General features: G+C 45.0%; 19 protein-coding genes. 16 read left to right on the forward strand and 3 right to left on the reverse strand.

All coding sequences use genetic code 11. From position 1 onward, the window contains the following. Nucleotides 1-74 precede the first annotated feature (74 nt). The 11 genes from ACRD7A_RS02765 to ACRD7A_RS02815 all read left to right on the forward strand — a co-directional run bounded on the left by ACRD7A_RS02765 (nt 75) and on the right by ACRD7A_RS02815 (nt 15297). Nucleotides 75-1379: an efflux RND transporter periplasmic adaptor subunit gene (locus tag ACRD7A_RS02765; RefSeq protein WP_430809823.1), complete on the forward strand. Its 1305-nt coding sequence runs from the start codon at nt 75-77 to the stop codon at nt 1377-1379. Between the two features lie 9 nt (nt 1380-1388). After that, nucleotides 1389-2765 carry an ABC transporter permease gene (locus tag ACRD7A_RS02770; protein ID WP_430809824.1) on the forward strand — a complete coding sequence of 459 codons (1377 nt, stop codon included), beginning with the start codon at nt 1389-1391 and terminating at the stop codon, nt 2763-2765. Between the two features lie 3 nt (nt 2766-2768). After that, nucleotides 2769-4268, forward strand: a complete 1500-nt coding sequence (locus tag ACRD7A_RS02775; protein WP_430809825.1) for a TolC family protein — start codon at nt 2769-2771, stop codon at nt 4266-4268. A 3-nt stretch (nt 4269-4271) separates the two neighbouring features. Beyond that, nucleotides 4272-5522, forward strand: a complete 1251-nt coding sequence (locus ACRD7A_RS02780) for an efflux RND transporter periplasmic adaptor subunit (RefSeq protein ID WP_430809826.1) — start codon at nt 4272-4274, stop codon at nt 5520-5522. A 176-nt stretch (nt 5523-5698) separates the two neighbouring features. Continuing rightward, nucleotides 5699-7615, forward strand: coding sequence for a molecular chaperone DnaK (gene dnaK / locus ACRD7A_RS02785; RefSeq protein ID WP_430809827.1), 1917 nt, complete (start codon nt 5699-5701; stop codon nt 7613-7615). 127 nt (nt 7616-7742) lie between these two features. After that, on the forward strand, nt 7743-8600 hold the full coding sequence (locus ACRD7A_RS02790; protein WP_430809828.1) for a toxin-antitoxin system YwqK family antitoxin: 858 nt from the start codon (nt 7743-7745) through the stop codon (nt 8598-8600). 2 nt (nt 8601-8602) lie between these two features. Further along, nucleotides 8603-10216, forward strand: coding sequence for a S8 family serine peptidase (locus ACRD7A_RS02795; protein ID WP_430809829.1), 1614 nt, complete (start codon nt 8603-8605; stop codon nt 10214-10216). Nucleotide 10217: 1 nt separating this feature from the next. Beyond that, entirely contained in the window at nt 10218-11600 is a 1383-nt protein-coding gene (xseA, locus tag ACRD7A_RS02800; protein WP_430809830.1) for an exodeoxyribonuclease VII large subunit, read from the forward strand. Between the two features lie 70 nt (nt 11601-11670). Beyond that, a complete protein-coding gene (locus ACRD7A_RS02805; RefSeq protein ID WP_430809831.1) occupies nt 11671-13920 on the forward strand; it encodes a tetratricopeptide repeat-containing sensor histidine kinase in 2250 nt (749 codons plus the stop codon). Nucleotides 13921-13922: 2 nt separating this feature from the next. Continuing rightward, nucleotides 13923-14123 carry an exodeoxyribonuclease VII small subunit gene (gene xseB / locus ACRD7A_RS02810; RefSeq protein WP_430809832.1) on the forward strand — a complete coding sequence of 67 codons (201 nt, stop codon included), beginning with the start codon at nt 13923-13925 and terminating at the stop codon, nt 14121-14123. Nucleotides 14124-14256: 133 nt separating this feature from the next. Further along, nucleotides 14257-15297, forward strand: coding sequence for a GMP reductase (locus ACRD7A_RS02815; RefSeq protein ID WP_430809833.1), 1041 nt, complete (start codon nt 14257-14259; stop codon nt 15295-15297). 162 nt (nt 15298-15459) lie between these two features. On the opposite strand, the gene ACRD7A_RS02820 is transcribed toward ACRD7A_RS02815, so the two are convergent. Beyond that, on the reverse strand, nt 15460-16578 hold the full coding sequence (locus ACRD7A_RS02820; RefSeq protein WP_430809834.1) for an acyltransferase: 1119 nt from the start codon (nt 16576-16578) through the stop codon (nt 15460-15462). A gap of 293 nt (nt 16579-16871) precedes the next feature. Between ACRD7A_RS02820 and ACRD7A_RS02825 the strand changes: the two genes are divergently transcribed. Together ACRD7A_RS02825 and ACRD7A_RS02830 are read left to right on the forward strand one after the other, a co-directional pair. After that, entirely contained in the window at nt 16872-17450 is a 579-nt protein-coding gene (locus ACRD7A_RS02825) for a glutamine amidotransferase-related protein (protein WP_430809835.1), read from the forward strand. A 99-nt stretch (nt 17451-17549) separates the two neighbouring features. Next, nucleotides 17550-19697 (forward strand): ATP-grasp domain-containing protein, encoded by a 2148-nt coding sequence (locus ACRD7A_RS02830; protein ID WP_430809836.1) that lies wholly within the window; start codon nt 17550-17552, stop codon nt 19695-19697. 64 nt (nt 19698-19761) lie between these two features. Here ACRD7A_RS02830 and ACRD7A_RS02835 read toward each other — a convergent pair whose 3' ends face one another. Beyond that, nucleotides 19762-20634, reverse strand: a complete 873-nt coding sequence (locus ACRD7A_RS02835; protein WP_430809837.1) for an MliC family protein — start codon at nt 20632-20634, stop codon at nt 19762-19764. Between the two features lie 253 nt (nt 20635-20887). Here ACRD7A_RS02835 and ACRD7A_RS02840 point away from each other — a divergent pair, with 253 nt between their 5' ends. Then, nucleotides 20888-22234, forward strand: a complete 1347-nt coding sequence (locus tag ACRD7A_RS02840) for a T9SS type A sorting domain-containing protein (RefSeq protein WP_430809838.1) — start codon at nt 20888-20890, stop codon at nt 22232-22234. A 112-nt stretch (nt 22235-22346) separates the two neighbouring features. Here ACRD7A_RS02840 and ACRD7A_RS02845 read toward each other — a convergent pair whose 3' ends face one another. After that, nucleotides 22347-23288, reverse strand: coding sequence for a mechanosensitive ion channel family protein (locus tag ACRD7A_RS02845; protein WP_430809839.1), 942 nt, complete (start codon nt 23286-23288; stop codon nt 22347-22349). Nucleotides 23289-23423: 135 nt separating this feature from the next. Here ACRD7A_RS02845 and mnmH point away from each other — a divergent pair, with 135 nt between their 5' ends. Together mnmH and selD are read left to right on the forward strand one after the other, a co-directional pair. After that, nucleotides 23424-24455, forward strand: coding sequence for a tRNA 2-selenouridine(34) synthase MnmH (mnmH, locus tag ACRD7A_RS02850; protein ID WP_430809840.1), 1032 nt, complete (start codon nt 23424-23426; stop codon nt 24453-24455). Next, on the forward strand, nt 24448-25479 hold the full coding sequence (gene selD / locus ACRD7A_RS02855) for a selenide, water dikinase SelD (RefSeq protein ID WP_430809841.1): 1032 nt from the start codon (nt 24448-24450) through the stop codon (nt 25477-25479). The genes mnmH and selD overlap by 8 nt, the downstream gene beginning before the upstream one ends. Nucleotides 25480-25508 lie beyond the last annotated feature (29 nt).

Consider the following 25508-nt stretch of genomic DNA (forward strand, 5'->3'; position numbering starts at 1 on the left):
CGGGCTTTTTTATGCTCAAAAGTCTAATGTTTTAACTAAAATCGTAGTTGCTATAATCCGCAGTAAATAAACTTATGAAGAAAAAAAACATCATCATCCTTCTTGCCGCGATAATAACAGTGCTTGCCATTGCGCTGATACCGGGCAACAGCGATACAGACAACTACCTTTACACCAAGGTGCAAAAAGGCGATTTCATTGCTCAGGTCTACAGTACCGGTCAGCTGCAAACAGAGAATTCGGAACTGATTGTTCTGCCCAAAGAGATGTCGAGCCGTAACATTGACCTATACGAAATAAAAGTATCCAGCATTGTTGAAGAAGGCACTGTGGTAGATTCGGGTGGTTATGTGGCTACGCTTGACCATGCTGCCGTGGAGGAATTACGCACCAAGGCCGAAGACGAACTGGAGACCGCATTAAATGCTTATGAAGATGCCAAGATAGACACTAACCTAAATCTGAGTACGCTGCGCGATGAACTACTGAATGCCGATGTGGATCTGGAAGAGAAGAAACTGATTCTGGAACAGTCTATTTATGAGTCACCCGCAGTAAAACGACAGGCCAGCCTCAATGTGGAGCGCGCCCAACGCGATTTGGAGCAGAAAAAACGCAACTATAAGCTGAAACAGAAACAGGATGAATTCAAAGTCTTTCGTGCCTGGGAAAATGTAAAACGAAGACAGGACAAGGTGGATGACATTGAGAAATTGTTTAACGTACTGGATGTAAAAGCTCCCAAGCCGGGAATGGTTATATACAGCTACGACCGCTTTGGCAAAAAAATAAAAGCAGGTTCCAGCATTATTAGATGGAGGCCTCAGATAGCTGAACTACCCGACCTTAGCACGATGCTCTCCAAAACCTTTATCAACGAAATTGATATCTCCAGGATAAAAGTGGGCCAAAGGGCACAGATAGGCATTGACGCCTTTCCCGAGAAAAGCTTTCAGGGCGTGGTAACCAGTGTGGCCAACATCGGTCAGGTAATTCCCAACGGTGATGCCAAGGTATTTGAAGTTTCCATCAAAATTGAAGGCACTGATCCGGATTTGCGGCCGGCCATGACCACGAGTAACATCATTCAAACAGCGCAGCTCACCAATGTGCTTTATGCACCCCTGGAATGCATCTTCAGCAACGACACCCTGAGCTATGTTTTTATAAAAGAAGGCAACGACTACCGAAAACAAATTATACAGCCTGGCATCAGTAACGAAAATCAGATTCAGTTGCTCAATGGCGTGATGGAGGATGAGATATTGCTAATGAACCAACCCGTTGATGCCGATAAAAAACCCTTTGAAGGCATGGCTATTTATGAGCGTATAAAAAATGCCGAAACAGATACACTGAACACTGAATCAAACAACTAAATTCATACGATGAGAAAATCTCCCCATCAGCTTTATCGGCGTTACTCGCACAATGTGCTGATCGCCTTTGAAGCCATCCTCTCTAATAAAGTAAAGTCCTTCCTAACGGCACTGGGCATTATGTTTGGTGTGGCAGCCGTAATTAGTATGCTCGCCATTGGTAAAGGAGCGCAACAAGAGGTGCTTGAACAAATTAAACTAGTGGGTGTCAACAATATAATAATAACACCCAACGACCAATCTATTGAGGCCAATGGACAAACCGGTGAGGACAGCGATCAGAAAAAGAAATTTTCACGCGGTCTGCATCAGATGGATGCCCGCGCCATATTGGAAAATATCCCCACGGTAAAAACCGTTAGCCCGGTGGTTTCGCTCAGCTACCATGCCATTAAGGAAGGTAAGAGCTACCCGGTGACGCTGGAAGGAGTATCCACCGATTATTTTAGCATGCTTAATATTACCCTCGACAAGGGTAAACATTTTAGTCACCAGCACAGCGACAAAGGCCTGCCGGTATGTATTATTGGTGATAATATCCGCCGACGTTTTTTTAATCAGCGTAATCCCGTAGGGCAATACATCAAGTGCGGACAGGTATGGCTACAGGTGATTGGCACCATTGCTAAGCGCGACTTTACCACATCTGCTTCAGACGAGATGGGTATCAGCAGCAGCGATAACACCATCATCATTCCCATTAAAACCATGCTCATGCGTTTTAAAGACCGAGGCACCATCAATCCTGAATTAATGGATAATATGGCCGGAGGAGGTGCCCGGTTTTTCATGGGTGGTAACCCCGACGAGGAAGGAAACCAGCCATCGGGTAAAACACAGAATCAGCTCGACAAAATCATTGTACAAGTGGAAGATACTGAGCATCTATCAGCCACTGCCGATGTGATCAAACGCCTGATACTGCGCCGCCATGCCAACATCTACGATTTTGAGGTAACCGTGCCGGAACTACTCCTTAAACAGCAACAAAAAACGAACGAAATATTTAATATTGTGCTGGGAGCTATCGCCGGTATCTCCCTAATTGTTGGAGGAATCGGCATTATGAATATCATGCTGGCCTCGGTATGGGAACGGATACGCGAAATTGGCACGCGACAAGCCATTGGTGCATCGCGCAAAGATATCATTGTACAGTTTCTGGCCGAGTCCATCCTCATCAGTATATCGGGCGGCCTTATTGGCATTTGCCTGGGGGTGTTGCTGGCACACCTGATACACCTGATGGCTGACATTAAAACCATTGTTTCCTTCTTCTCTGTTATTGTGGCCTTTGGCGTATCGGCCACCGTGGGCATCATCTTTGGCTATATACCTGCCAAAAGCGCTGCCACGCAAGATCCTGTTGAATCCTTAAGACATTAAACTATGCGATATATTATCTATCTATTACTGCTAATAAACTGCCTTAGTGGCAAAGCACAAACAACACCTGACCTCTCGCAGCAATCCATGCAGCTAACGCTCAACGAAGCCATACAAATGGCCAAGCTGCAGTCGCTGTCCAGCTTCCGCCACAAAAACATGTACCTGGCAAGCTACTGGGATTTTCGAAGCTTTAAGGCTTCACAATTACCCGGACTGCGACTCAACGCAAAACCCATAGACTATAGTCACTCCTTATCCCTCGAGTATATTTCCGACGGATCATACCGCTATGTGGGTCGCGAAACACTATCATCGTCACTGGGATTGGCCATCCAACAAAACGTTACTTTTACAGGTGGTGAACTGAGCGTAACCTCGGACCTAACAAGGCTTCAACAAAAACGCGATGGCAAAAACTCAATCGAATATAACTCGGTTCCGGTCAGCATACGCCTCACACAACCCCTTAATGGCTATAATAAATTTAAGTGGCAGTCTAAGTTAAAGCCGCTGGAATTTGAACAGGCAAAAAAGCTATTTCTATCCGAAATGGAAGCCTTGTCAAAACATACGGTACAAATCTTTTTTGAAGCTGTGGCTGCCCAAATTGACCTTAAAATAGCATCTACCAACCTGGCTAATGCCGACACGCTATATAATATTGGGCGTGGCCGTTTTGAAATAGGAACCGTAACGCAGGATGAACTGCTTGACCTGGAGCTAACCTATCTGAATGCCAAAATGTCTAAAACAATGGCGGAGGTGACCTTAAAACAGTCACGCAACAAGCTGAACTCATTTCTGGGTTTCGACAAAGATCTTATCATCATGCCCCTTATACCGGATGAAATACCCGGGCTGAAAGTAAATGCTGACCGTGCGCTGGAAATGGCCAAAGAAAACAATCCTGAAATACTGGCGCTGGAGGCTCAACTTATTGAGGCTAACCGGAAGGTGGCATTTACCCGATCAACCAGTGGCTTAAGTGCTGCCTTAAGTGCCAATATCGGCATCAATAAACAGTCCGATGAAATGAATAAGCTATACCGACCGCCCTTCAACGATGATCGGGGTTTAGGCATCAGCCTGAATGCTCCCATCATTGACTGGGGTACCCGTCGCGGACAAATTCAGATGGCCAAATCAAACAGACAGGTGACTGAGGCAGTGGTAAAGCAGGAACTCATCGACTTTGAACAGGATGTAATCATGGACATTCTGCAGTTCAACCTACAGGAAGAGCAAGTGATGATATCGGCCAAGGCCGACACGGTAGCACAACTAGGATACAACGTTACCAAACAGCGCTTTATGATTGATAAAGTAGATGTAATCAAGCTGAATGCGGCCCGTAACTCGCTGGATAATGCAAGACGAAAATACATCATTGCCCTTTCGGATTTCTGGCGCGGATATTACGCCATACGGGAGATTACCCTCTTCGATTTTGAGCGCAACGAATCCCTGATTAAATCACTCGATTATCTTCTTGAAAACTAAGCGATGAACAAGAAAAAAATAGCACTAACAGCAGGTGTTGCCATTATCATCATCGTAATGATTTGGCGCCCCTGGACCAAGCTGGGAAATACCCATAAAGTGGTATCGGTAAAAAGTGGCGCCCTTGAGGCCGTGGTGGAAGTAACCGGGGAGCTTAAAGCAGAGAAAGCCGTGGACATACAGGTGCCCGAGGTTAGCTTTAACGAAGAGGTGGACATCTGGGCCATGAAAATTATGAGCATTGTAGAGGAAGGCAAAATCGTAAAGAAAGGCGAGGAAGTGGCCAAGCTGGAACCCACCGAAGTAGAAGAAAATCTGAAGCAGGTCAACGACAGACTAAAAGAACTCTACACCTTACTGGAAGATGCCAAAATAGATTCGAGCCTGACACTGGCTGCCCAGCGCGAGACGATACAAAAAGAAAAAGACCGGGTGCTGGACACCGAAATAAAAGTAGAACAATCAACCTTTGAGTCCAAAGCCGTGCAGCGACAAACGCAGATACAGCTTGAAAAAGCCAAACGCGCGCTTGCCAAGGCACAACGCGATTTAATTACGCAGCGACAATTGCACAAAACAAAGATCATACGTAACCAAAACAAAGTGGAGCGTTTTGAGCGGCGCAAAGGACTGCTGGAAGAACTGCGTAGCCAATTATCCATTAAATCACCCGCTGACGGTATGATCATTTATGGGCGTGGTTACAATGGTCGTAAGGTAAAAGTTGGCTCACGGGTGGGACGCTGGATGCCCATGATTGCAACCCTGCCCGATTTATCAACCATGATATCAGAAATGTATGTGAAGGAGATTGACATTGCTAAGATTGAACTAGGTCAAACGGTCAATATCACCATCGATGCTTTTCCTAAAAAAATATTTAAGGGCAGCATCTTTAGCATTGCCAATATTGGGCAGTCAATGCCGGGCGAATTTCAGAACGGATTTAAGGTACAAGTACGCATCAATGACTATAAAGAGGACTTATTACCCAACATGACCACGTCGAACACCATCATCACCCAACGCATTGAAAATACACTTTTTGTGGAGAAAAGTGCGGTGCTTGGCAATGATACATTACGCTACGTCATTGTTAAAGAGGGCCTACATTTACTTAAGAAAGAGGTGGAAACAGGACTGGAGAACGAGTCATTCTTCGAAATAAAAAGAGGTCTTGCGGAACATACAAAAGTACTGATTGAAAGTCCGGATAATTTAGCCGAGCTGGAAATTGAACGCTTGCCTTCCTAGCCCATGGTGTCATCTTGTCAATCTGTCACAATTCCTGACAGAGCGTTCTTAGTTTTGGATGTCTTCCTGTCAATTTTGCGTAAAAAACAGCACTTTTTCTTTTGGCACACCAATTGAAGAATAGCTCATCGTGATTTTGAAATTATTTATAAGAACAACAAGATAATTATATAACAATGGGAAAAATTATTGGTATCGACTTAGGAACAACCAACTCATGTGTTTCTGTAATGGAAGGAAACGAGCCGGTTGTGATTCCAAACAGCGAAGGAAAAAGAACAACACCATCAATTGTAGCATTTGTTGAAGGTGGCGAACGCAAAGTAGGTGACCCGGCCAAGCGTCAGGCAATCACCAACCCGCATAAAACTATTTATTCTATCAAACGCTTTATGGGATCTATGTACGACGAGATTCCAAATGAAGTAAAACGCGTGCCATATGAGGTGGTGAAAGGCGATAATAACACACCGCGTGTTAAAATCGACGACCGCCTGTATTCACCGCAGGAAATTTCAGCCATGACGCTTCAGAAAATGAAGAAGACCGCGGAAGACTACCTGGGACAGGAAGTAAGTGAGGCCGTTATTACCGTACCTGCTTACTTTAACGATGCACAGCGTCAGGCCACTAAGGAAGCCGGTGAGATCGCTGGTCTGAAAGTGAGCCGTATCATCAACGAGCCAACAGCAGCCTCGCTTGCCTACGGTTTGGATAAGATGGACAAAGACATGAAGGTAGCCGTGTTTGACTTAGGGGGTGGTACCTTTGATATCTCAGTTCTTGAGCTGGGTGATGGTGTATTCGAAGTAAAGTCAACCAATGGTGATACTCACTTGGGTGGTGATGACTTTGATGATGTAATCATCAACTGGCTGGCCGATGAGTTTATGAAAGATGAAAACATCGACCTACGCAAAGATCCAATGGCATTACAGCGCCTGAAAGATGCTGCTGAGAAAGCCAAGATCGAGCTATCATCATCAACAAGCACCGAGATCAACCTACCTTATATTATGCCGGTTGACGGTATTCCAAAGCACTTGGTACGCACCTTGTCGCGCGCTCAGTTTGAGCAGCTGGCTGACAAGCTGATTCAACGTACCCTTGAGCCTTGTAAGGCTGCGCTTAAAGACGCAGATATGAGCCCATCGGACATCGACGAAGTGATTTTGGTAGGTGGATCAACACGTATTCCTGCCATCCAGGAAATCGTTAAGAATTTCTTTGGAAAGGCTCCTTCAAAGGGTGTTAACCCTGACGAAGTGGTAGCAGTGGGTGCAGCCATTCAGGGTGGTGTTCTAACCGGTGAGGTGAAAGATGTATTACTATTGGATGTAACGCCTTTATCATTGGGTATTGAAACCATGGGTAGTGTGATGACCAAGCTGATTGAAGCCAACACCACTATCCCAACCAAGAAGTCGGAGACCTTTACCACAGCGGTGGATAACCAGCCATCGGTAGAGATTCACGTGCTGCAGGGTGAGCGTTCTATGGCCAAGGATAACAAAACCATTGGTCGCTTCCACCTCGATGGTATTCCACCGGCACCACGTGCAACACCTCAAATCGAAGTTACTTTCGATATTGATGCCAACGGTATCCTGCACGTTACAGCCAAGGATAAAGCAACCGGTAAAGAGCAGAGCATCCGCATCGAGGCTTCTTCAGGCTTGTCTGATGACGAAATCAAGCGCATGAAAGACGAAGCCGAGGCCAATGCTGACGCAGACAAGCAAGCGAAAGAAAAAATCGATAAGCTGAACGGTGCTGACAGCTTGATTTTCCAAACTGAAAAGCAACTGAAAGAGTTTGGTGACAAATTGCCAGCCGACAAAAAGCAGCCTATCGAGGCAGCCCTTGAAAAGCTGAAGGAAGCGCACAAAGCACAGGACATCGCAGCTATCGACGCGGCAACTACCGAGTTGAACACTGTATTCCAGGCTGCCTCGCAAGAGATGTACAACGCCAGCCAACAGGCAGGTGGCCAGCCCGGACCGGATGCAGGTGCACAACCAGGACCAGACGCAGGTGCCCAGGGTGGTAAAGATGATGAGGTAACTGATGTTGACTTTGAAGAAGTAAAGTAACATCAGTTAAACATAAATGATTCCTAAAAAGTCTCCGTTTTACGGGGACTTTTTTTGTATTTTTGTTTTGTATCGAATTTTATACCATTGGCAGCGTAACCCTGTTAATTCTTAAAATTATTTTATAATGATGAGCTTGAAGCTATTTCTTCTACCCGTATTATTTGTTCTCGCCAGCCTAACAGTTTCGGCACAAACCGATGTTTTTGGCAACCGCATACCCACACGTAAGACCACGGTAAAACCCATTCCGGCGCACTATAACCAAACGGATGCTGAGGGTTTGAAACAAGGCCCATGGGAAAAACGCTATACCGATGGATCTCCCTTATACAAAGCTACTTTTAAAAACAACAAACCGGTGGGTAAATACACCCGCTACTACCCCAATGGCAAAAAAAGCCTGGAAATTATTTATGATGAAAATGGCGAATACGGCGATGCCCGTTTGTTTGATCAGGATGGCAAACTTAATTCAAGTGGAAGGTACCGGGGCAAGCAAAAAATAGAGACCTGGACCTACTATGGCGAGAAAGAGATAATACTGGCCACCGAAGAATTTGTAGATGGCCGACCCCATGGACAATATAAAGTATTTTACCCCGGTGGTGCAGTTGCTGAAATAATTCACTGGCGCAATGGTAAAAAGGATGGAGAATGGCTGAAATTCTTCGAAGATGGAGCGCCTTTGCTGAAAGCCCGCTATCAGGCCGATCAATTACAAGGTAAATACCTATACTACTACAAAAACGGGCAGCTCGAGATAGATGCTAACTACATTGATAACAAAGAAGATGGCAATTGGACTTTTTACCTGGCCGATGGCAAGGTTAACTACGTGCTGAAATACAACAAAGGTACACTACTGAACCCCGAAGTGCTGGAGGAACGACGTGCTAAGGAAGAAGCAGAATTTCAGAAACAGAAAGATAAATTAAAAGACCCGGAAAAGATGCAGAATAACCCGGAGATGTATATGCGATAGCCATGATAAAACAAGCAGTAGCCATACTATTCTTTTGTGTATGTCTTGCCGACGCAAGCGCACAAGAGGGCTACTTTGTTTCCTTTAGCGATAAAAACAATACGCCATACAGTCTTGATCGTCCAGAGGAATTCTTATCAGCACGCGCCATTGAGCGGCGTCAAAGGCAAAATATAAGCCTTATTGAGAGCGACCTACCGGTTAACCCCCATTATATCGACAGTCTGAAACAAGCCGGCATTGATGTGCGCCATACGACAAAGTGGCTCAATGGTGCCATTCTTTTCTGTGCCAATACAGCACTGATGGACACCTTAACACGCATATCATTTATCGCATCGGTAGAAAAAACAAAACCTTCAAATGAATTGCCATCATCCCGGCACAAATTTGAAACGAGCTACCCATCGCTCAAAAAAACAAGCAGCTCATTTTATGGGGCATCGCACAGGCAGCTAGGTACAGTCAACGGCCACCATCTGCACGAAAAAGGCTACCGCGGTGAGGGCATGCAAATAGCCGTGATTGATGCGGGCTTTTTCAAAGCAGATAACCTACCCCTATTCAGTCACTTATGGCAAAATGGGCAAATATTAGGCAGTAAGGACTTTGTTGATCCCCTATCAAATATTTTTACTACGCACAGCCATGGCATGCATGTGCTATCCATTATGGCCGGCAACCAGGATGGGATATACCGTGGTGCTTCTCCGGATGCATCCTATTGGCTTCTGCGCACCGAAGATGCAGCATCGGAACATCCCATAGAGGCCGATTACTGGATATGTGCCGCAGAGTTTGCCGATAGTGCAGGAGCCGATGTGGTGAATACCTCACTGGGCTACTACGAATTTGACCCACCATCATCCAGTTATGCCTACACCCACATGGATGGATCTACCCGCATTTCGCAAGCCTGCGATATAGCATCATCCAAAGGCATGCTGATGGTAACAAGTGCCGGTAACGAAGGAGCCAGCAGCTGGCATTACATTGGAGCGCCGGCCGATGCTCGTTACGGGATAGCTGTAGGCGCCATTACGGCAGACAGCACGCGAGCTAGCTTTTCATCCTTTGGCCCCTCCTACGACGGACGCATCAAACCCGATGTTAGCGCCTTGGGCGATTCTGTGGCGGTGCAAGGCACACGTGGCTCCATCAGCTATGGTAACGGCACCTCTTTTGCAGCACCTATCATCAGCGGACTGGCTGCCTGCTTATGGCAGGCAATGCCCCATAAAAACGCAGCCGAGATACGTCAGCTTATTATTGAAAGCGCACACCAGGCCAATGCTCCAAACAATGCACTGGGTTATGGGATACCTAATTTCAGAATCGCCCTTTTCACTGACATAAAGCAAAAAATACAGTCGCCAGCCCGGTGGAAAGTGGCTGTTAATCCCTTTGGATCACAGCTAAAACTAATAGGCACAGGCAAACAGCCCGTCAGTATTGCTATCTATGATATTTTAGGCAATCTGATGTATTATAAAGACCATCCAATGCAGGAAGAGATTATAATCAACGAAGTGGCCCATATGGCCAATGGCATATACCTGGTTATCATCGAAAACAGCGCCATCAAACAACATATTAAAGTGATAAAAAACCGCTAGCATGTCGCAAGAGCACCTTAGTTTATACCAGTTAAATTGCCAAATTAAAGAGCAGCTTAAAGATGCCTTCCCGTACACCTATTGGGTGGTTGCCGAAATTAGCGAAATACGCACGGTACGTAGCGGACATTGCTATATCGAACTCATTGAAAAAGACGAAACATCGGATCAGGTAAAAGCCAAGGCAAGAGCCACCATATGGGCTTATACATTTCGCCTGTTGAAGCCATACTTTGAAACAACCACAAGACAGACTCTCAGTGCCGGGTTAAAGGTACTACTAAAAGTAAGCGTCGAGTTTCAAGAGATATATGGCTACAGCTTAAATGTAAAAGACATTGATCCTACCTACACCCTGGGTGACATTGCACGACGCAAAATGGAGGTGATACGTCAACTTGAACAAGACGGCGTACTGTCCATGAACAAGGAAACGGAGCTGGCCGAAGTACCCCAGAAACTCGCCATCATATCCTCGCCCACAGCTGCCGGATACGAAGACTTTATCAAACAGCTGGATCAAAATAGTGAAGGATTTAAAATATACCATAAGCTATTCCCGGCCATTATGCAGGGCAACGAGGCGGAGGCTTCCATTATAGAAGCCCTGGATAAGGTTTATGAGTACGAGCACCTGTTTGATGCCGTTGTAATCATACGCGGTGGTGGATCCACAGCAGACCTGATATGCTTCGACAGCTACCTGATTGCACTTAACATTGCACAATTTCCCCTACCTGTACTGACGGGCATTGGTCACGAGCGCGATGAGTCGGTGGCCGATATGGTGGCACATACACGACTGAAAACACCCACCGCTGTTGCCGAGTTTGTCATTGAACGCATCAGCCATTTCAATGACTACCTGCACGATCTGAAGGACCAATTTGTAGCAGAGACAAGGGAGCTTCTCAGCCATGAGGGACATCGACTGGAGATGGCAGCTCAAAATTTTCAGCCCGCTGTTAAGGCGGTACTTAAACAGAAGCAGCAGCTACACATTGATGTAGCTCATCGTCTGAACTTTAGTATCAAAAATTATTTCGATAAGCAACGCTCATCCTTTGCCCATTTGAAGGAATCCATTCACTACCTAAGCAACAAACAGCTGCGCAGCCACCTAAAGACCCAAAATTTTTATGTAACCCGTTTAAAACTTGAGCTGAGTGCTTATTTTAAGAATCAAGAACAGCAGCTGCAACTATCAGAGCGAACAATGCAACTCAGTGACCCTCAGAGAATTCTTAAGCGCGGATACTCCATCGCCTATAGTAATAATAAATTAGTGAAACATATAAAAAACCTTAATGTGGGTGATGAGCTACTGACACAAACGGCTAATGGAAAAATAGTAAGCCGGATAGAAAAATTATCAGCCAAATAATAACGTTTTCTGGCACGCTTTTTCTATTTTGTACTCAGTTTCACCGACGCTAAGCACTCAAAACGTTCAAATGATAACCAAACCCAGCATTCAAAACGTGAGGTACAAGGTATGGCTTGTCCTATTAGCCCTTGGCATGCTCCCCACTCTGATGGCCCAAATAAGTACCTCACCTCAACAACACCTTGCCTATCGGCTACTGGCACAGGCCGACTCAGCCACTACTGAAGACTGTATCATCCTTTGTTCCAAAGCAGTGGAAGCACTTAATGATAATAACAACAGGCTACTTCATTTCAACATTTATAAAAAAGCCGGCATTACACTTTATGATCAAGAGCAACATGAGTTGGCACAATCGCACTTACTAAAAGCACTTAAATACGCAGACGTTATTAATGACAAAAAAGAACTGGGCAGCCTCTATGAATATCTGGGTTGGACAGAAAGCAAGGCAACTGATCACGAGAAGGCTATAACCTATTTTCTGCAGGCAGAACGTGTTTTTAAAAGCAGCGGTGAACTCAATAAACTGGGTAGCGTATATAACGGTCTGGGTGCCATGTATTGGTATTTGCGCAATTACACCATGGCACTTGAGTACTTTGAGCGTGTTGTGAGTAGCGGCGAAAAAACGGACAATACCGTTTTACTGTGCAAAGGACTTACCAATAAAGGTGTAGTGCTGCATACCCTGGCACAATACAACGAGGCGCTCATTTGTTTGGAACGTGCCCTGGAGTTAAGCCAGCTGGATAATAACACCCGCAGCCGTGCCATTTTGCTTAATAATATTGGTAATATTTACGGAGTACTCAATAAACCTAAGGCAGCCATACAAAAATACAATGATGCCCTGAAGATTTATGCCACCTTGGCCGATCAAAATGGCATTAGCAGCTGCTACAACAACTTGGGCGAAGCCTACCTGAAACAGGGCAATATTCTACAGGCCATCGAAAACTATCACACCTCACTAAGCATCTTCAAAGAGCAAGGCGACAGTGCCAGCATGGCTGTTTCCTATGTAAATATTGGCCGGGCACACCAGAAGGGACAACAATACAGCAAAGCCATCTCCTATTTCAAGAAAGCCATTAAGCTGATGCTCAGTTTTGACGATCCTTCGCTGAAAGCTGAAACCTACCTCCACCTGGGACAAACACTGATGGTAAATAATTTATATGACTCAGCACTTGACTATCTTAACAAAGCGGAGGCGCTAGCATTGTCACTCGATGAAAAAGCCTTACTGGCTGATTGTTACAACAGCCTATCGGAGTGGTACAAGATGAATAACGATTACCGTGAAGCACTGAATTACAAAACCCAATATGCCGAAATAAAAACGGCAATTACTGATGAACAGGCTCTGCTAAGCAGTGCTCGTATGGAAGCCGCCTACAAACTGCCAAGTAAAGAAGAGCAAATAAGCATGCTGGCACAGGATAACATTAATAAAACAGAACGGCTTCAGCTGGCACTGCACAACCGCAGCATTTATTTCATCATCATGGGCGTACTACTGAGTCTGTTATTCTTGCTCTTCCTGAGTTATAGAAGTCGTCAGAGAGCTGAGCGCAAGCTGAAACAGGCAAATATGGATCTGCAACAGCTGAATGCCACCAAAGACAAATTTTTCTCCATCATAGCTCATGACCTGAAAAGTCCCTTTAGCTCGCTGATGGGCTTTGCCGAGATGCTGATGCTCAACGCCGAATCGAAAAACACCAAGGCCGTTATTGAATACTCCCAAATCATACATAACTCCACCAAGCGCTTGCTGGGGCTCGTGGAAAACCTGCTTCAGTGGTCGCGCACACAGCTGGGCACCACCGAATACAGACCTACCCAACTCGATATCTCCATACAAACCCACAATATTGTATCGCTGCTGCGCCTTAATGCCGAGGAGAAAGATATCGTAATCAGTCCTAGAATAGAACGTAACCTGGTGGCCTGGGCCGACGAGAATCTCTATAACACTGTCTTGCGCAACCTTATCAGCAATGCCATAAAGTTTTCGCGGATAGGTAGCGTTATTTATGTAACGGCAGGTATTAAAAATAACATGATTGAAATATCCGTAGCCGATTCGGGCGTGGGCATCAGGCAGGAAAATCTGGAAAAACTATTTATGGCGGATGCAACTTTTAGTACTAAAGGCACACTAAATGAAAAAGGTACAGGACTGGGTCTTGTCCTCTGCAAGGAGTTTGTTGAAATAAACAAAGGCGAAATATGGGCTGAGAGTGAGTTGGAAAAAGGCAGTACATTTTATTTTACCTTACCTTTGCTACACGAGCATAAAAACAAATAGACATGACCAAGAAAAAACTAACTTATAACGAAGCCGTTAACGAAATTGAAGATATACTCCAGCAGATAGAGAATGAAGAACTGGATGTGGATGATTTATCCACAAAGGTAAAGCGCGTTAGTGTACTGATTAAATCCTGCAAAGATAAATTAACCAAAACAGAGGAGGAAGTAGAAAAAATTCTGAAGGATATTGACGCCTAAAAGAAGAGCTTTAAAAAGCCACTTTCAATTTAAAAATGAGACTCAATAATCTTGCCTTTTTGCGCCAGCCCCATTGTGCATTTATTAATAATTATCTTGTATCTTTGGCTGTAATCAAAAAAGCATTTGAGAAATGAGAGTAGAATACGACATTAAGTTGGGATTCAAAGACGTCATGTTCAGGCCGAAAAGATCGACCCTGAAAAGTCGCTCACAAGTGAAGCTACAGCGCAATTTTAAGTTTTTGCACACAAGCATTGAATGGACAGGTGTACCCATAATGGCCGCCAATATGGATACGGTAGGCACCTTTGAAATGGCGCTTAAGCTGGCCGAAAAAGAGCTGTTCACCGCCATTCATAAGCACTACACACTGGAAGAATGGAATACTTTCTTAGCCTCGGCTCCTGCCGGCATCGAAAACTACATTGCCGTGAGTACCGGTACGGGAGAACAAGACCTTGATAAGGTAGCGCAGATATTTAAAACCAACCCTCATCTTAAATTTATCTGTATTGATGTGGCCAACGGCTACTCGGAGCATTTTGTTGCCTTTGTTAAAAAAGCCCGCTCCCTGTTTCCCGATAAGGTTATTATGGCCGGCAACGTGGTAACAGGCGAAATGGTAGAAGAGCTCTTGCTGGCCGGTGCCGATATTATTAAGGTAGGCATAGGACCGGGATCGGTTTGTACTACACGCGTAAAAACAGGGGTAGGCTACCCACAGCTATCTGCCATTATTGAATGTGCCGATGCTGCTCACGGACTGGGCGGTCAGATTATTAGTGATGGCGGTTGCGCCGTGCCCGGTGATGTATCCAAGGCCTTTGGTGCCGGTGCCGACTTTGTGATGCTGGGTGGTATGTTGGCCGGTCATGATGAAAGCGGCGGTAACGTAGTGGAAAAAGATGGTAAACAATACAAGCAGTTTTATGGTATGAGCTCGGCAACAGCCATGGACAAACATGCCGGTGGCGTTGCCGAATACCGTGCCAGCGAAGGCAAAACGGTGGAAGTAGCCTACCGCGGCCCCGTAGAAAACACCCTTCAGGATATTCTGGGTGGCGTACGAAGCACCTGCACCTATGTGGGCGCTGCGCAGCTTAAAGAATTATCAAAAAGAACTACCTTTATTCGTGTAGCCGAACAGGAAAACCGCGTTTATACGAAATAGCAAGAAATCAATAAAAGGGTATATAATAAGCGCCTGCTTCGAATCACGAGGCAGGCGCTTTATTTATTGAGGACTCCAACTTTCCCAGAGTTTTAAACTTTTGTAAAGCGCATGGCGCAGGACGTTAAGATTTTGAAATCCGCACTTCTTCATTAACTACTTCTATCCTACCATGTATTTAGAGTAAGGCATGTACGACAGAATCCTGACTACTCCATAGGATGCGATAGAGATCAATACGGCCACAACTAACTGTTCTACGCCCGGATGCAGCATCAATACGTCTTTTAGCAAGGCACTTAACCACAAGCATAAAATATAATGCACCAGAAATATACCGTAACTTTTAATGGATAGGTGGGCAAACACTTTCCGCATCGTTTCAGGAATGTGTAGTTTTTGCACCATTATAAAAACACCTGTGGTCATCATCACCACATTGGGAGCCAAATAACTGATATTGAATTCTATTAACTTCCAATCTTCAACACCGTGGCTGGCCAGCTTATGCAAAAAAGCATTTTGATCGGCAATAAAACCCACATAAGTTAAACCTGCACCAGCCGCATAAAGCAACAATCCCATGCCTATGGAATAAATGGTGTTCAAACGATTGTAATGATGCAAGAAGTAACCCAGTATGATATACCCCAGATAACCTCCAAAATAATAAAGCATACCAAAACTATTCCAGTCGCACTCGCCATGGATCTGAGGGAAAACCAGGCGCAAATAAGGAAAAAACAAGGTAGCAACCCAGGCTGCTAAATAAAATAACAAAGCCTTTTTTGAAGCGGTTTTCAGCCAGGGCGAAATGACAGGCATAAACAGGTAGAGGCCCAATATGATGTAGATGAACCAGAAATGCACATTACTACCGGTAAAATTCAACGGTATCATCAGCAGGTTATATAAATACACATTCATTCCCCCATCGGTTAAAGCATTAGTAGGGCCACCAAAAGCTAACTTATTGGGTACCGGTAGAAACACATAAATAATCGACCAAAATAAGAACGGGATCACCACCCTTACAAAACGACGTTTAAAAAATGTTTGATTATCTGTTTTAATTGGTAACAATAAAATAGATGACATGATAATGAATAAGGGAACGGAAGCACGCAGAAGGACAGCATATAATGAGTTTGCTGTGCGAAATGTTAAGGTGCTTGCTTCATAAAGATAAGCATCCCCGGCATGAACCATAATCACCATAAAAGTGGCCAGTACACGTAAGACATCGAGGTAAGCGATGCGTTTGTTTTTTGTTTCTTGCATTCGTTAAATAATTAAAGATATACTTCTGCTACGATCATAAATCCGAATCAGTTGCAGTCAGCGGTAGGGTTTGATATTGGAAGGTCAAAACTAGCAAAATTATATTTAACACTCAGTTAAATACTTATCATCGGCATACGAGTGCGCGGGCATAGTTGGCCTGTAAATAATCATCATCGGGTGCAAAAAGAACTCCCCCACAGCTCGCATCTTATGGTTTTTTGACGTATTTTTCATACGCAATATTTTGCAGTATTTACAACTTATGTTATACCTATTATGCAATTAGTAAAATGCTGTTAATCATCGACAACCAAAGTGCGTTTATCAAAAAATTTAAGCGCCAGTTTCTTGCCGAGCAGGACTTTGACTATATCTTTTTTGATCATAACCAACCCATCACTTTATCGGCCAAAACAAAAATTAAGGGCATTATTTTATCAGGTGGTAAGGGTAACCCCTACGAACCACTCAACCTTACAAGTAATTATGTGGCCTTAATGAATTTTGATGTGCCCATTTTAGGCTTTTGCCTGGGACACGAAATACTCGCCGTAAGCTACTGTGGGCGAATAAAAAAGCTGCCGGAATACCATGGCAAAAAGGAACTGATCAGTATCAGTAAGCCTGAGGATCCCATATTTCAGGGATTGAATAAAACGGAAGTATCATTAGTTAAACGTCATGCTTTCCATGTATCGGAGATACCTGCGTCCTTTGAGAGCCTGGCCCAGTCCGACACATGCAGGAACGAAATCATCAGGCACAAATCAAAACCTATCTATGGCTTTCAATCGCACCCTGAAGTTTCAGGCGAAGACGGACTGCTTATGGTGAAGAATTTTCTAAAAATATGTAAGATCGAAGTATGAAACATACCCTGCAAATTTGATTATCCATATTGAATCGCAAGCGGAAGATCAGATCTACCAGGGAGTTCCATCAAATCGTTGAAAAATAAAATTAAACAAATGAAAATAGCATTAATATACAACAAAGATATTAGCGGGGTGATCAACACCTTTGGCATGCAGAATAAGGAGTTTTATAATGAAAAGACTGTCAAAAAAGTAGCCGACAGCCTGGAACAGGCCGGACACAACGTGGCAGTGCTGGATGGCAACAAGCAAATTATTGAACGACTGGAAAATTTTATGCCCCGTGTGAATGAAGGCGAGCAAATGGGAATGGTGTTTAATATGGCTTACGGTATACAGGGCGAATCGCGCTACACTCACATCCCCAGCATGCTTGAGATGCTGGGTCTGCCTTACGTGGGCTCATCACCTTCGGGTCATGCCCTGGCACTCGATAAGGTGCTAACCAAAGTAATTTGGAAAAATAACAACCTGCCCACACCGGACTTTTGGGTTTTTAACAGTCACAGCGAAGATTTATCGTCGGTAAAATACCCTGTGATCGTAAAGCCCAAGATGGAAAGCGTTTCTTTCGGACTAAAGGTAGTGTACAATGAAGAGGATCTGAAAGAAGCCATTCACTTCATCGTTACAGAATTTGAGCAGCAAGCGCTGGTGGAACAATTTATACGCGGCCGTGAATTTTGTGTAGGCCTCATTGGTAACTCACCGGTGGAGGCATTCCCGGTGCTGGAAATTGACCTGGAGGGCGATCCGGATGCCATACAAACGGTAGATGATAAAAAGCATCAGCCCAAGCGTAAGGTATGCCCTGCTCACCTACCCGAGGAGCTGGCTGAAAAAATGCAGAAATTGAGCATCGATGCCTTTAAAGCACTCAACCTACGCGACTTTGCCCGGGTAGATATCCGCTTGGACGTAGAAGGTAATATTTACTTACTGGAAATCAATTCTATGGCCAGCCTTGGCGAGTCGGGCTCCTACCCCACAGCGGCACGCGTGGCTGGTTATAACTTCGAAAGCCTGGTAAATAAGATGCTGGATGTGGCCTCGGTACGCTATTTTACCAACTCATTAATACCCAACCACTCAAAGGCGAATACCAAAGCCAACCAAACGGCGCGCCTACGTACATTTATTAAAACAAGGCAACAACGTACCGAGCGCCTGCTTCAAAAGCTGGTTGACACAGATACTCACGTACGCAATGTGGAAGGTGTTAACTATTGCAGTGGGCTGATAAGTTCTGAGCTGAGCCAACTGGGCTTCACACAGGAAATATACCCCCAATTGGAAGTGGGTAACATCCTGTATTTCTCCAACGCCTTTGGGCAGGCCGTAGATTATCTGATTGTGCAGCCGATGGACAACCGTATTAAGCTGGCCCAGCACGAGAATTACCATGAGCAGGAGCAATACCTCGAGGGTACCGGCGTGTGGGAAAATAAAGGCGGCATCGCCATTCTTATCAGTGCTTTGCAAGCCCTTAAATTCTCACGCCACTTAAAAAAACTGAACATCGGCATCCTGCTGGTCACCGATAATGCCATCGACGGACGTTACTCCAAGGCTATCATACAGCAGAAAGCAGCTCATGCACAGTCCGTCATTTCCCTTAGCGGCTCTTCTAAAAACGGTGGTCTTATCCTGTCGCGCTCCGGATCGGCCATGTATCGTCTGGAGATGAAGATGCTGAAAAAAAACGACCCGGAAAATGTATCCCTAACTGCCATGAACTTTAATAAAACACTGGCGGCTATTGCGGATATATCGCAGAATGATAAAAATAACATAATTGCACCCTACGATATTCAGTTTAAGAGCAATATTTTTAAGAAATACGCTTATGGAACGGCCGGCATCAGTGTTCGTTATAACACCCCGGAAATACTTGATGAAATTGAAAAGAAACTAACGCGAATTGTATCGCTTCAGAAACGCAGTAAAATCTATCAGGTAAAGTTAGAAGGCGGTGTAAAACGCCCGGCTCTGGCAACATCCGATAAAACCAAACAATTGTACAACGACATCAGTCATCTGGCCAAACAAATTGATGTGCGCATCAGCAAGGAGCACCGTTGGAGCTCGGCCGATATTTGTCACATTAATAAGGAAATGCCCATTATTGACGGTCTGGGCCCCGTGGGTGAATACCTGCCGTCTGACAACGAACGCATCATACGGCACAGCCTTATTGAGAGGGCATTGTTAGTGGCCCTATTGCTTAAGGATAAAAAGTAATTCCATGCCGGACGAGCTAAAATACAAAACAATTTAAAGCTCGTCCGGATTTAATCATAGTTGGCTATAAATCCTCATAGTTGGCAATTACAAGTTTGCGCATGGCCTCCCCTTCCTCCAGGCGATAGGTAATCTGACGCGTGCCACCAGTGGGCAGTGCATTAGCATCATCCGGCAGATAAACAGGAAAACGTCGCTTCAACACATTCTCTTCCACAACAAACTCATCGTGCCCCATGTAACCTTCGGCTGCAGGATGATCGACGATGGGCGCCACATAAACCTGACTCATAGATCGAAGATTATTCACCGAAAAAGCCAATAGCTCACCATAGCTACCACTGCCATCTGATTGTGTGATGATCAATAATTCGGGTGAGTTATCACTATTCAGATCCGCCAGCAAGGCATCGATCACCCGATAACCCATGATATCAAACGATTCGTTATAATCCCTTGCCGCTAAGCCTTGCGTACGTACCACCAGCCGATGATGATAGTCCGCTTTTGTAGCCTCAAGATGAAATTCGATGTCCTCCTTGTGAAGTGACTGTTTAAAACTGACTGCACCACCTTTCTGCTCAACACGTTGACCTTTTAGAATGATATCCTCATCCTTCAAAAACATAAAACTGTCACCCTTAATCCAAAATGAATAGCCATCATCAGCGACATAGCGTTCGCCACTAGCTGTTTTAACGCGCTTCATGAGGTAAACCTCGCCATTGGTTTCCTCTTTTATAAGCACTTCATCGCTTCCTTTCCTAGTGAATTGAAATCGTCGACTCCCATCCCAAGTGGCATAATGCTGCTCTGAAGCATTACTATCGGTATTGTCCGTTGCAGCAGGCGCTTGCTGCTGCTTTTTACGATTTCCATTATAACCACAGGCACTCATCAAAACACTCATGGCCAACACAACTATTTTTATCATCATTTTTAAATTATTTTTTGATTTGTTACGCGAGAGCAGCCCGGGAGAAAGGCTCTACCGTAAAAATACGATTTTCTCAATTAATTTAGAATTTCCTTCTTCATTGGCACAAGATAGAAAAACTTCTATACAAGGGCATTATACAATTTTCAGTAGAAACTGAATTAAAATAACGCCCAAGGCACGAAAAAAAACACAACTTTTACTCACGCTCCCCCGTAAAGAACCCCATCATTTTTTTTAAAAACATATATACATGAAAAGAATTTTACCTTTGTTATTTTTATTAGCCTGTGTTGGCTTACAAGCAGCAGATCATGATCTGAAAATATCGCGATGGTTCCTACCACAGTCGGAAGGTCTGCTAAATGCCACCGAAAAAGTACGCTTTGAGATTGCGAACCTGGGAAGCGTTGATGCTGTAGGATTTAAGGTAGCCTACTCGCTGGATGGCGGTCAAACCTTTGTTGAAGAAGACTTTGCCACCACGGTACCGGCCGGTGAAAGCCGCGTGCATACTTTTGCTACACTGGGCGATTTCTCCACTGATGGAGCCACCTACGATGTCATCGGAAAAATTATTTACACCCCGGATCCGGAGACAAGCAATAACACCATTACGGTAGCCATAAAAAACAAAGTAGCTGGTGATGTGTGCGACGAGCCCATCGAACTGAACCTGACAGCCGGCATATCCTATACCGAAATGCGCGACATCAGCGTTTACGACAATGACTACGGCTATTCATCTAACTTTAGCGCTCCCAACTACTTGCAGGACCGGGATGTTATTTATGCTTTCCAGACAACGGAGCAGTACTCCTACCTGGATGTGGAGCTGGTTTCCAATTACATTGGTAATTTTGCACCAAAACCGGCCGTGCACGTTATCACAGCTTGCCCCAATGGTACATTTTCTACTGTGGGATACGGCACCGGCACCCACGATGTTTCAGTAAGCGATGCCTACCTGTATGCGGTGAAAACCTATTACATTGTGGTATCCAAATGGAACACCTATAACTTCACCTATGATCTGGACGTACGTCTATATCACCAAACCGATTTTAAGTCCTTTGGCTTTGCTGGCGTTGATGCAGAAGTGGCTATCGACTATACTACACACAGTATCACGGCCACGGTACCTACCGGAACCGATCTGAGCGGCTTAACACCTGAATTCAGCATCCCGGCCTATGGCGAGGTAGTGGCCAACGCAAGCACTTTGGCAAGCGGCACACAGGCCTTTGACTTTAGCACTCCGCAAAGTTTTACGGTACGCAAATCGAGCACACATGAGGTAACGCAAGATTGGACCGTGTCGGTTAGTGAAGCAACACCCACAGGCCTGACTACAAATAATGCTGAAGCCTTTACCATATATCCGAATCCAGTCCGGTCAACACTTAATGTGCAGTTAAGTAATACACTGCAAGCACAAGAAATTAAGTTGCTAAATGCAGCCGGCCGGGTGGTGCACAAGCAGAAATGCTCTGGAGTACAAAATATAAGCATAGCAGTGAACCACCTATCAAAGGGCATTTACTTCGTCAGCCTTGAGGGAACAAACACAAGATCTCTTCAGAAGTTTATCAAACGCTAAAGAACCTAAGCGCCAGAGTGGTCAATAAATAACTTGTGACCTATTAATTCACAAAAGTACTATTCATGCTGGGTAATCAGCCTCCAGACCCGGATCGTAATTCGGGTCTGGCTTATTCCCCTTGGGGAGAATGAATTGTATTCTTTTCCGGCTTAAAACTTATGCGCGTTTGCGGCAGACTAAGCGGATATTTATCGCGAATAAAGGCAATGAGCTGTTCACGCACATACACTCTCAGATCCCAGGCGGTGGGCGAATTTTTGGCACTTACCAGCACCCTTATTTCCATGTAGTTCTCCTTTGAGTCGGTAACCTGAACCACCTTTACCTTGCCATCCCACAGTTCACAATTCTCCAAGATCCGATCCAGCTCGTGGCGCAAAGCATCCACCGGCAGGCTATAGTCGGCATACAGAAAAACTGAGCCTATAATATCAGCATTACTGCGGGTCCAGTTCTGAAACGGCTTTTCTAAAAAATAGGTAGAAGGAAGAACTAAACGACGCTTATCCCATAAACGAATAACAATGTAGGTAAGATTTATTTCCTCAATCCATCCCCACTCATTTTCAACCACTACGGCATCATCAATGCGAAAAGGCTGGGTGATGGCAATTTGAATACCTGCCAAGATCGCACCCACAATTTTCTGTGCCGACAAACCCACAATAATACCCACCACACCGGCCGAGGCAAAAATACCGATCCCAATTTCCCGAATGCTGTCAATAGACATCATAATCGCCGCCATAGCAGTGATGATAATGATAAAAACAATGACCTTCTCCAATAAGTTAATCTGCGTGTGCAGCTTACGCGACTTCAGATTATCTTCGCGCGTGATATCGAATTTGCGCAATAGCATCTTTTTCAACAGACCGATGCTTTCGATAAGCAACCAGGCCACACAGGCAATCATCAACATCTTATTGAGGGGCACCCTTTCGGTAACTCCCCACATAAAATCTGACGCATCGAACTGAAAAAATGCCTGATAAGAAGCAAGAAATATCAATAATAAAACACTAAAGCTTAGGCGGAAAATTTTACTCATAAACGCTTAGTTGAATTGATTTAACCCTTTAATACATCCTTTTGCCGGGTGAAAATTAAAGATAAACAAAACAGACGATGATGCAAAAATGCAGGATGCCGCCCTGCTGTTCAACAATATCACTACCTTTGCATCATGCCACAAGATATAAGCATAAAGTGCTATTTAGACCACTACACTCATCTGCCTCTGATTGATGTACGATCACCGGGCGAATATGAGAAAGGACACATACCCACTGCCATCAACATACCACTGTTCAGCAATGAGGAGCGAGCCCACGTAGGCACAGTGTATAAGCAAGAGTCGCAAGCCGCAGCCATCGACCTAGGATACACTTATGTAAATCCTAAGCTACAATGGTTTATCGATGAAGCCGGACGTGCAGCACCTGATAAAAATATTGTCATCCACTGCTGGCGGGGCGGAATGCGCAGCCATGCATTTGCCCAACACCTTAAAGACAATCGCTTTAAGCAGGTTTATGTGATTGAGAAAGGATACAAAGCCTATCGGCATGAAGCACAAAACAACTTCGACAAAGGACAGTTAGTGATTTTGGGAGGTTATACCGGCAGCGGTAAAACACACATCCTTCACTGCCTGCAGGAGGCCGGCCATCAGGTGCTTGACCTGGAAGGTCTGGCTGCCCATAAAGGCTCTGCCTTTGGCAATATCGGCATGCCGGCACAGCCCACCACCGAACAGTTTGAAAACGACCTATACTGGCAATGGCGACAATTTGACTTTCAACGTCCCATCTGGCTTGAAGATGAAAGTCCCAACATTGGCGATGTAAATATCCCCATGCACCTGTTTCAAAAAATGCGACAGTCGCCCCTTTTATTTATAGAGATAAGCAAAGAGGAACGTGCACGGTTACTGGTGAAAGACTACGTGTTGGGCGACAAGGACAAGCTGGCCAATGCTATACAACGCATTGCCAAACGCTTGGGCTATGACAAGGCACAACAGGCGCTTAGGCTCTTGGATGAGAATAACTACTACGAAGTAGCAATGCTCACGCTGGGCTACTACGATAAATATTATAAGCGCGGCATTGAAAAACGCGAAACCAGCGACATACGGTTTATTACAATGAATAACACCGATGCGAAACAAAATGCACAAGCTTTAATTAAAACTTTAAACGAACAACATGTCTGACGTTAAACTCACACAATACAGTCATGGTGCCGGCTGTGGCTGCAAGATAGCCCCTTCGGTACTCAGTGATATCCTCAAAAGCAATCTAATCCCCATCAAGGATGAAAAACTAATTGTTGGCAATAGCAGTCGCGATGATGCTGCCGTTTATGACCTGGGCGATGGCAGCGCCATCATAAGCACCACCGACTTTTTTATGCCCATTGTTGATGATGCTTTTACCTTTGGAAAAATTGCCGCTGCCAATGCCATTAGCGATGTATATGCCATGGGCGGACAACCCCTGTTGGCCATTGCCATACTGGGCTGGCCTGTTGATAAACTGGCACCAGACGTGGCAGCACAGGTGATGGAAGGCGGACGTCAGGCCTGTAAAGAAGCCGGCATAACGCTGGCCGGTGGTCACAGCATCGATAGCCCCGAACCCATTTTCGGACTGGCCGTTACGGGACGTGTAGAGCTAAAGAAATTAAAACGTAATGATACGGCCACTCAAGGCTGCCAACTCTACTTAACCAAGCCTTTGGGCGTGGGCATCCTTACCACAGCACAAAAAAAAGGCGTATTGCAAGAAGAGCATGCAGCCGTAGCACCGGAGCTCATGAGCAGACTGAACCTTCCGGGTCGGCAACTTGCAGAGATAGAAGGCGTAAAAGCAATGACCGATGTTACCGGCTTCAGCCTGTTGGGTCACCTCAGCGAGGTATGTGAAGGAAGTAATTTATCGGCGCACATCAACTACGATAAAATACCTAAACTACCTATGCTACAGCCTTACATTGACCAGAACTGCATACCGGGCGGCACTCACCGCAACTGGCTCAGCTATGGTGCAGGCGTACACCTGGCTGACGAAGCACATAAAGCTATTCTGTGCGATCCCCAAACCAGCGGAGGACTGCTGATTGCCGTGGAAGAATCAGCCATCGCGGAGGTCGAGAAGATCTTAAATGAAAACAACATCGAAGCGCAATGCTTTGGTTATTTAAGCGAGCAGAAAGACAAATTAATCTACGTTGATTAAAAAACTATCGCCAAAAACAATAAGGATCG

Origin of the sequence: Carboxylicivirga longa (assembly GCF_050589825.1) — a bacterium.
Taxonomy (GTDB): Bacteria; Bacteroidota; Bacteroidia; order Bacteroidales; family Marinilabiliaceae; genus Carboxylicivirga; species Carboxylicivirga longa.

Bases quoted from the DNA above. Each gene is read 5' to 3' on its own strand.
- ACRD7A_RS02770 (WP_430809824.1), top strand. From the start codon at position 1,389: ATGAGAAAATCTCCCCATCAGCTTTATCGGCGTTACTCGCACAATGTG.
- mnmH (WP_430809840.1), top strand. From the start codon at position 23,424: ATGCCACAAGATATAAGCATAAAGTGCTATTTAGACCACTACACTCAT.
- xseB (WP_430809832.1), top strand. From the start codon at position 13,923: ATGACCAAGAAAAAACTAACTTATAACGAAGCCGTTAACGAAATTGAA.
- ACRD7A_RS02775 (WP_430809825.1), top strand. From the start codon at position 2,769: ATGCGATATATTATCTATCTATTACTGCTAATAAACTGCCTTAGTGGC.
- ACRD7A_RS02780 (WP_430809826.1), top strand. From the start codon at position 4,272: ATGAACAAGAAAAAAATAGCACTAACAGCAGGTGTTGCCATTATCATC.
- ACRD7A_RS02830 (WP_430809836.1), top strand. From the start codon at position 17,550: ATGAAAATAGCATTAATATACAACAAAGATATTAGCGGGGTGATCAAC.
- ACRD7A_RS02790 (WP_430809828.1), top strand. From the start codon at position 7,743: ATGATGAGCTTGAAGCTATTTCTTCTACCCGTATTATTTGTTCTCGCC.
- xseA (WP_430809830.1), top strand. From the start codon at position 10,218: ATGTCGCAAGAGCACCTTAGTTTATACCAGTTAAATTGCCAAATTAAA.
- ACRD7A_RS02825 (WP_430809835.1), top strand. From the start codon at position 16,872: ATGCTGTTAATCATCGACAACCAAAGTGCGTTTATCAAAAAATTTAAG.
- selD (WP_430809841.1), top strand. From the start codon at position 24,448: ATGTCTGACGTTAAACTCACACAATACAGTCATGGTGCCGGCTGTGGC.
- ACRD7A_RS02835 (WP_430809837.1), bottom strand. From the start codon at position 20,634: ATGATGATAAAAATAGTTGTGTTGGCCATGAGTGTTTTGATGAGTGCC.
- dnaK (WP_430809827.1), top strand. From the start codon at position 5,699: ATGGGAAAAATTATTGGTATCGACTTAGGAACAACCAACTCATGTGTT.
- ACRD7A_RS02795 (WP_430809829.1), top strand. From the start codon at position 8,603: ATGATAAAACAAGCAGTAGCCATACTATTCTTTTGTGTATGTCTTGCC.
- ACRD7A_RS02820 (WP_430809834.1), bottom strand. From the start codon at position 16,578: ATGCAAGAAACAAAAAACAAACGCATCGCTTACCTCGATGTCTTACGT.
- ACRD7A_RS02765 (WP_430809823.1), top strand. From the start codon at position 75: ATGAAGAAAAAAAACATCATCATCCTTCTTGCCGCGATAATAACAGTG.
- ACRD7A_RS02845 (WP_430809839.1), bottom strand. From the start codon at position 23,288: ATGAGTAAAATTTTCCGCCTAAGCTTTAGTGTTTTATTATTGATATTT.
- ACRD7A_RS02805 (WP_430809831.1), top strand. From the start codon at position 11,671: ATGATAACCAAACCCAGCATTCAAAACGTGAGGTACAAGGTATGGCTT.
- ACRD7A_RS02815 (WP_430809833.1), top strand. From the start codon at position 14,257: ATGAGAGTAGAATACGACATTAAGTTGGGATTCAAAGACGTCATGTTC.
- ACRD7A_RS02840 (WP_430809838.1), top strand. From the start codon at position 20,888: ATGAAAAGAATTTTACCTTTGTTATTTTTATTAGCCTGTGTTGGCTTA.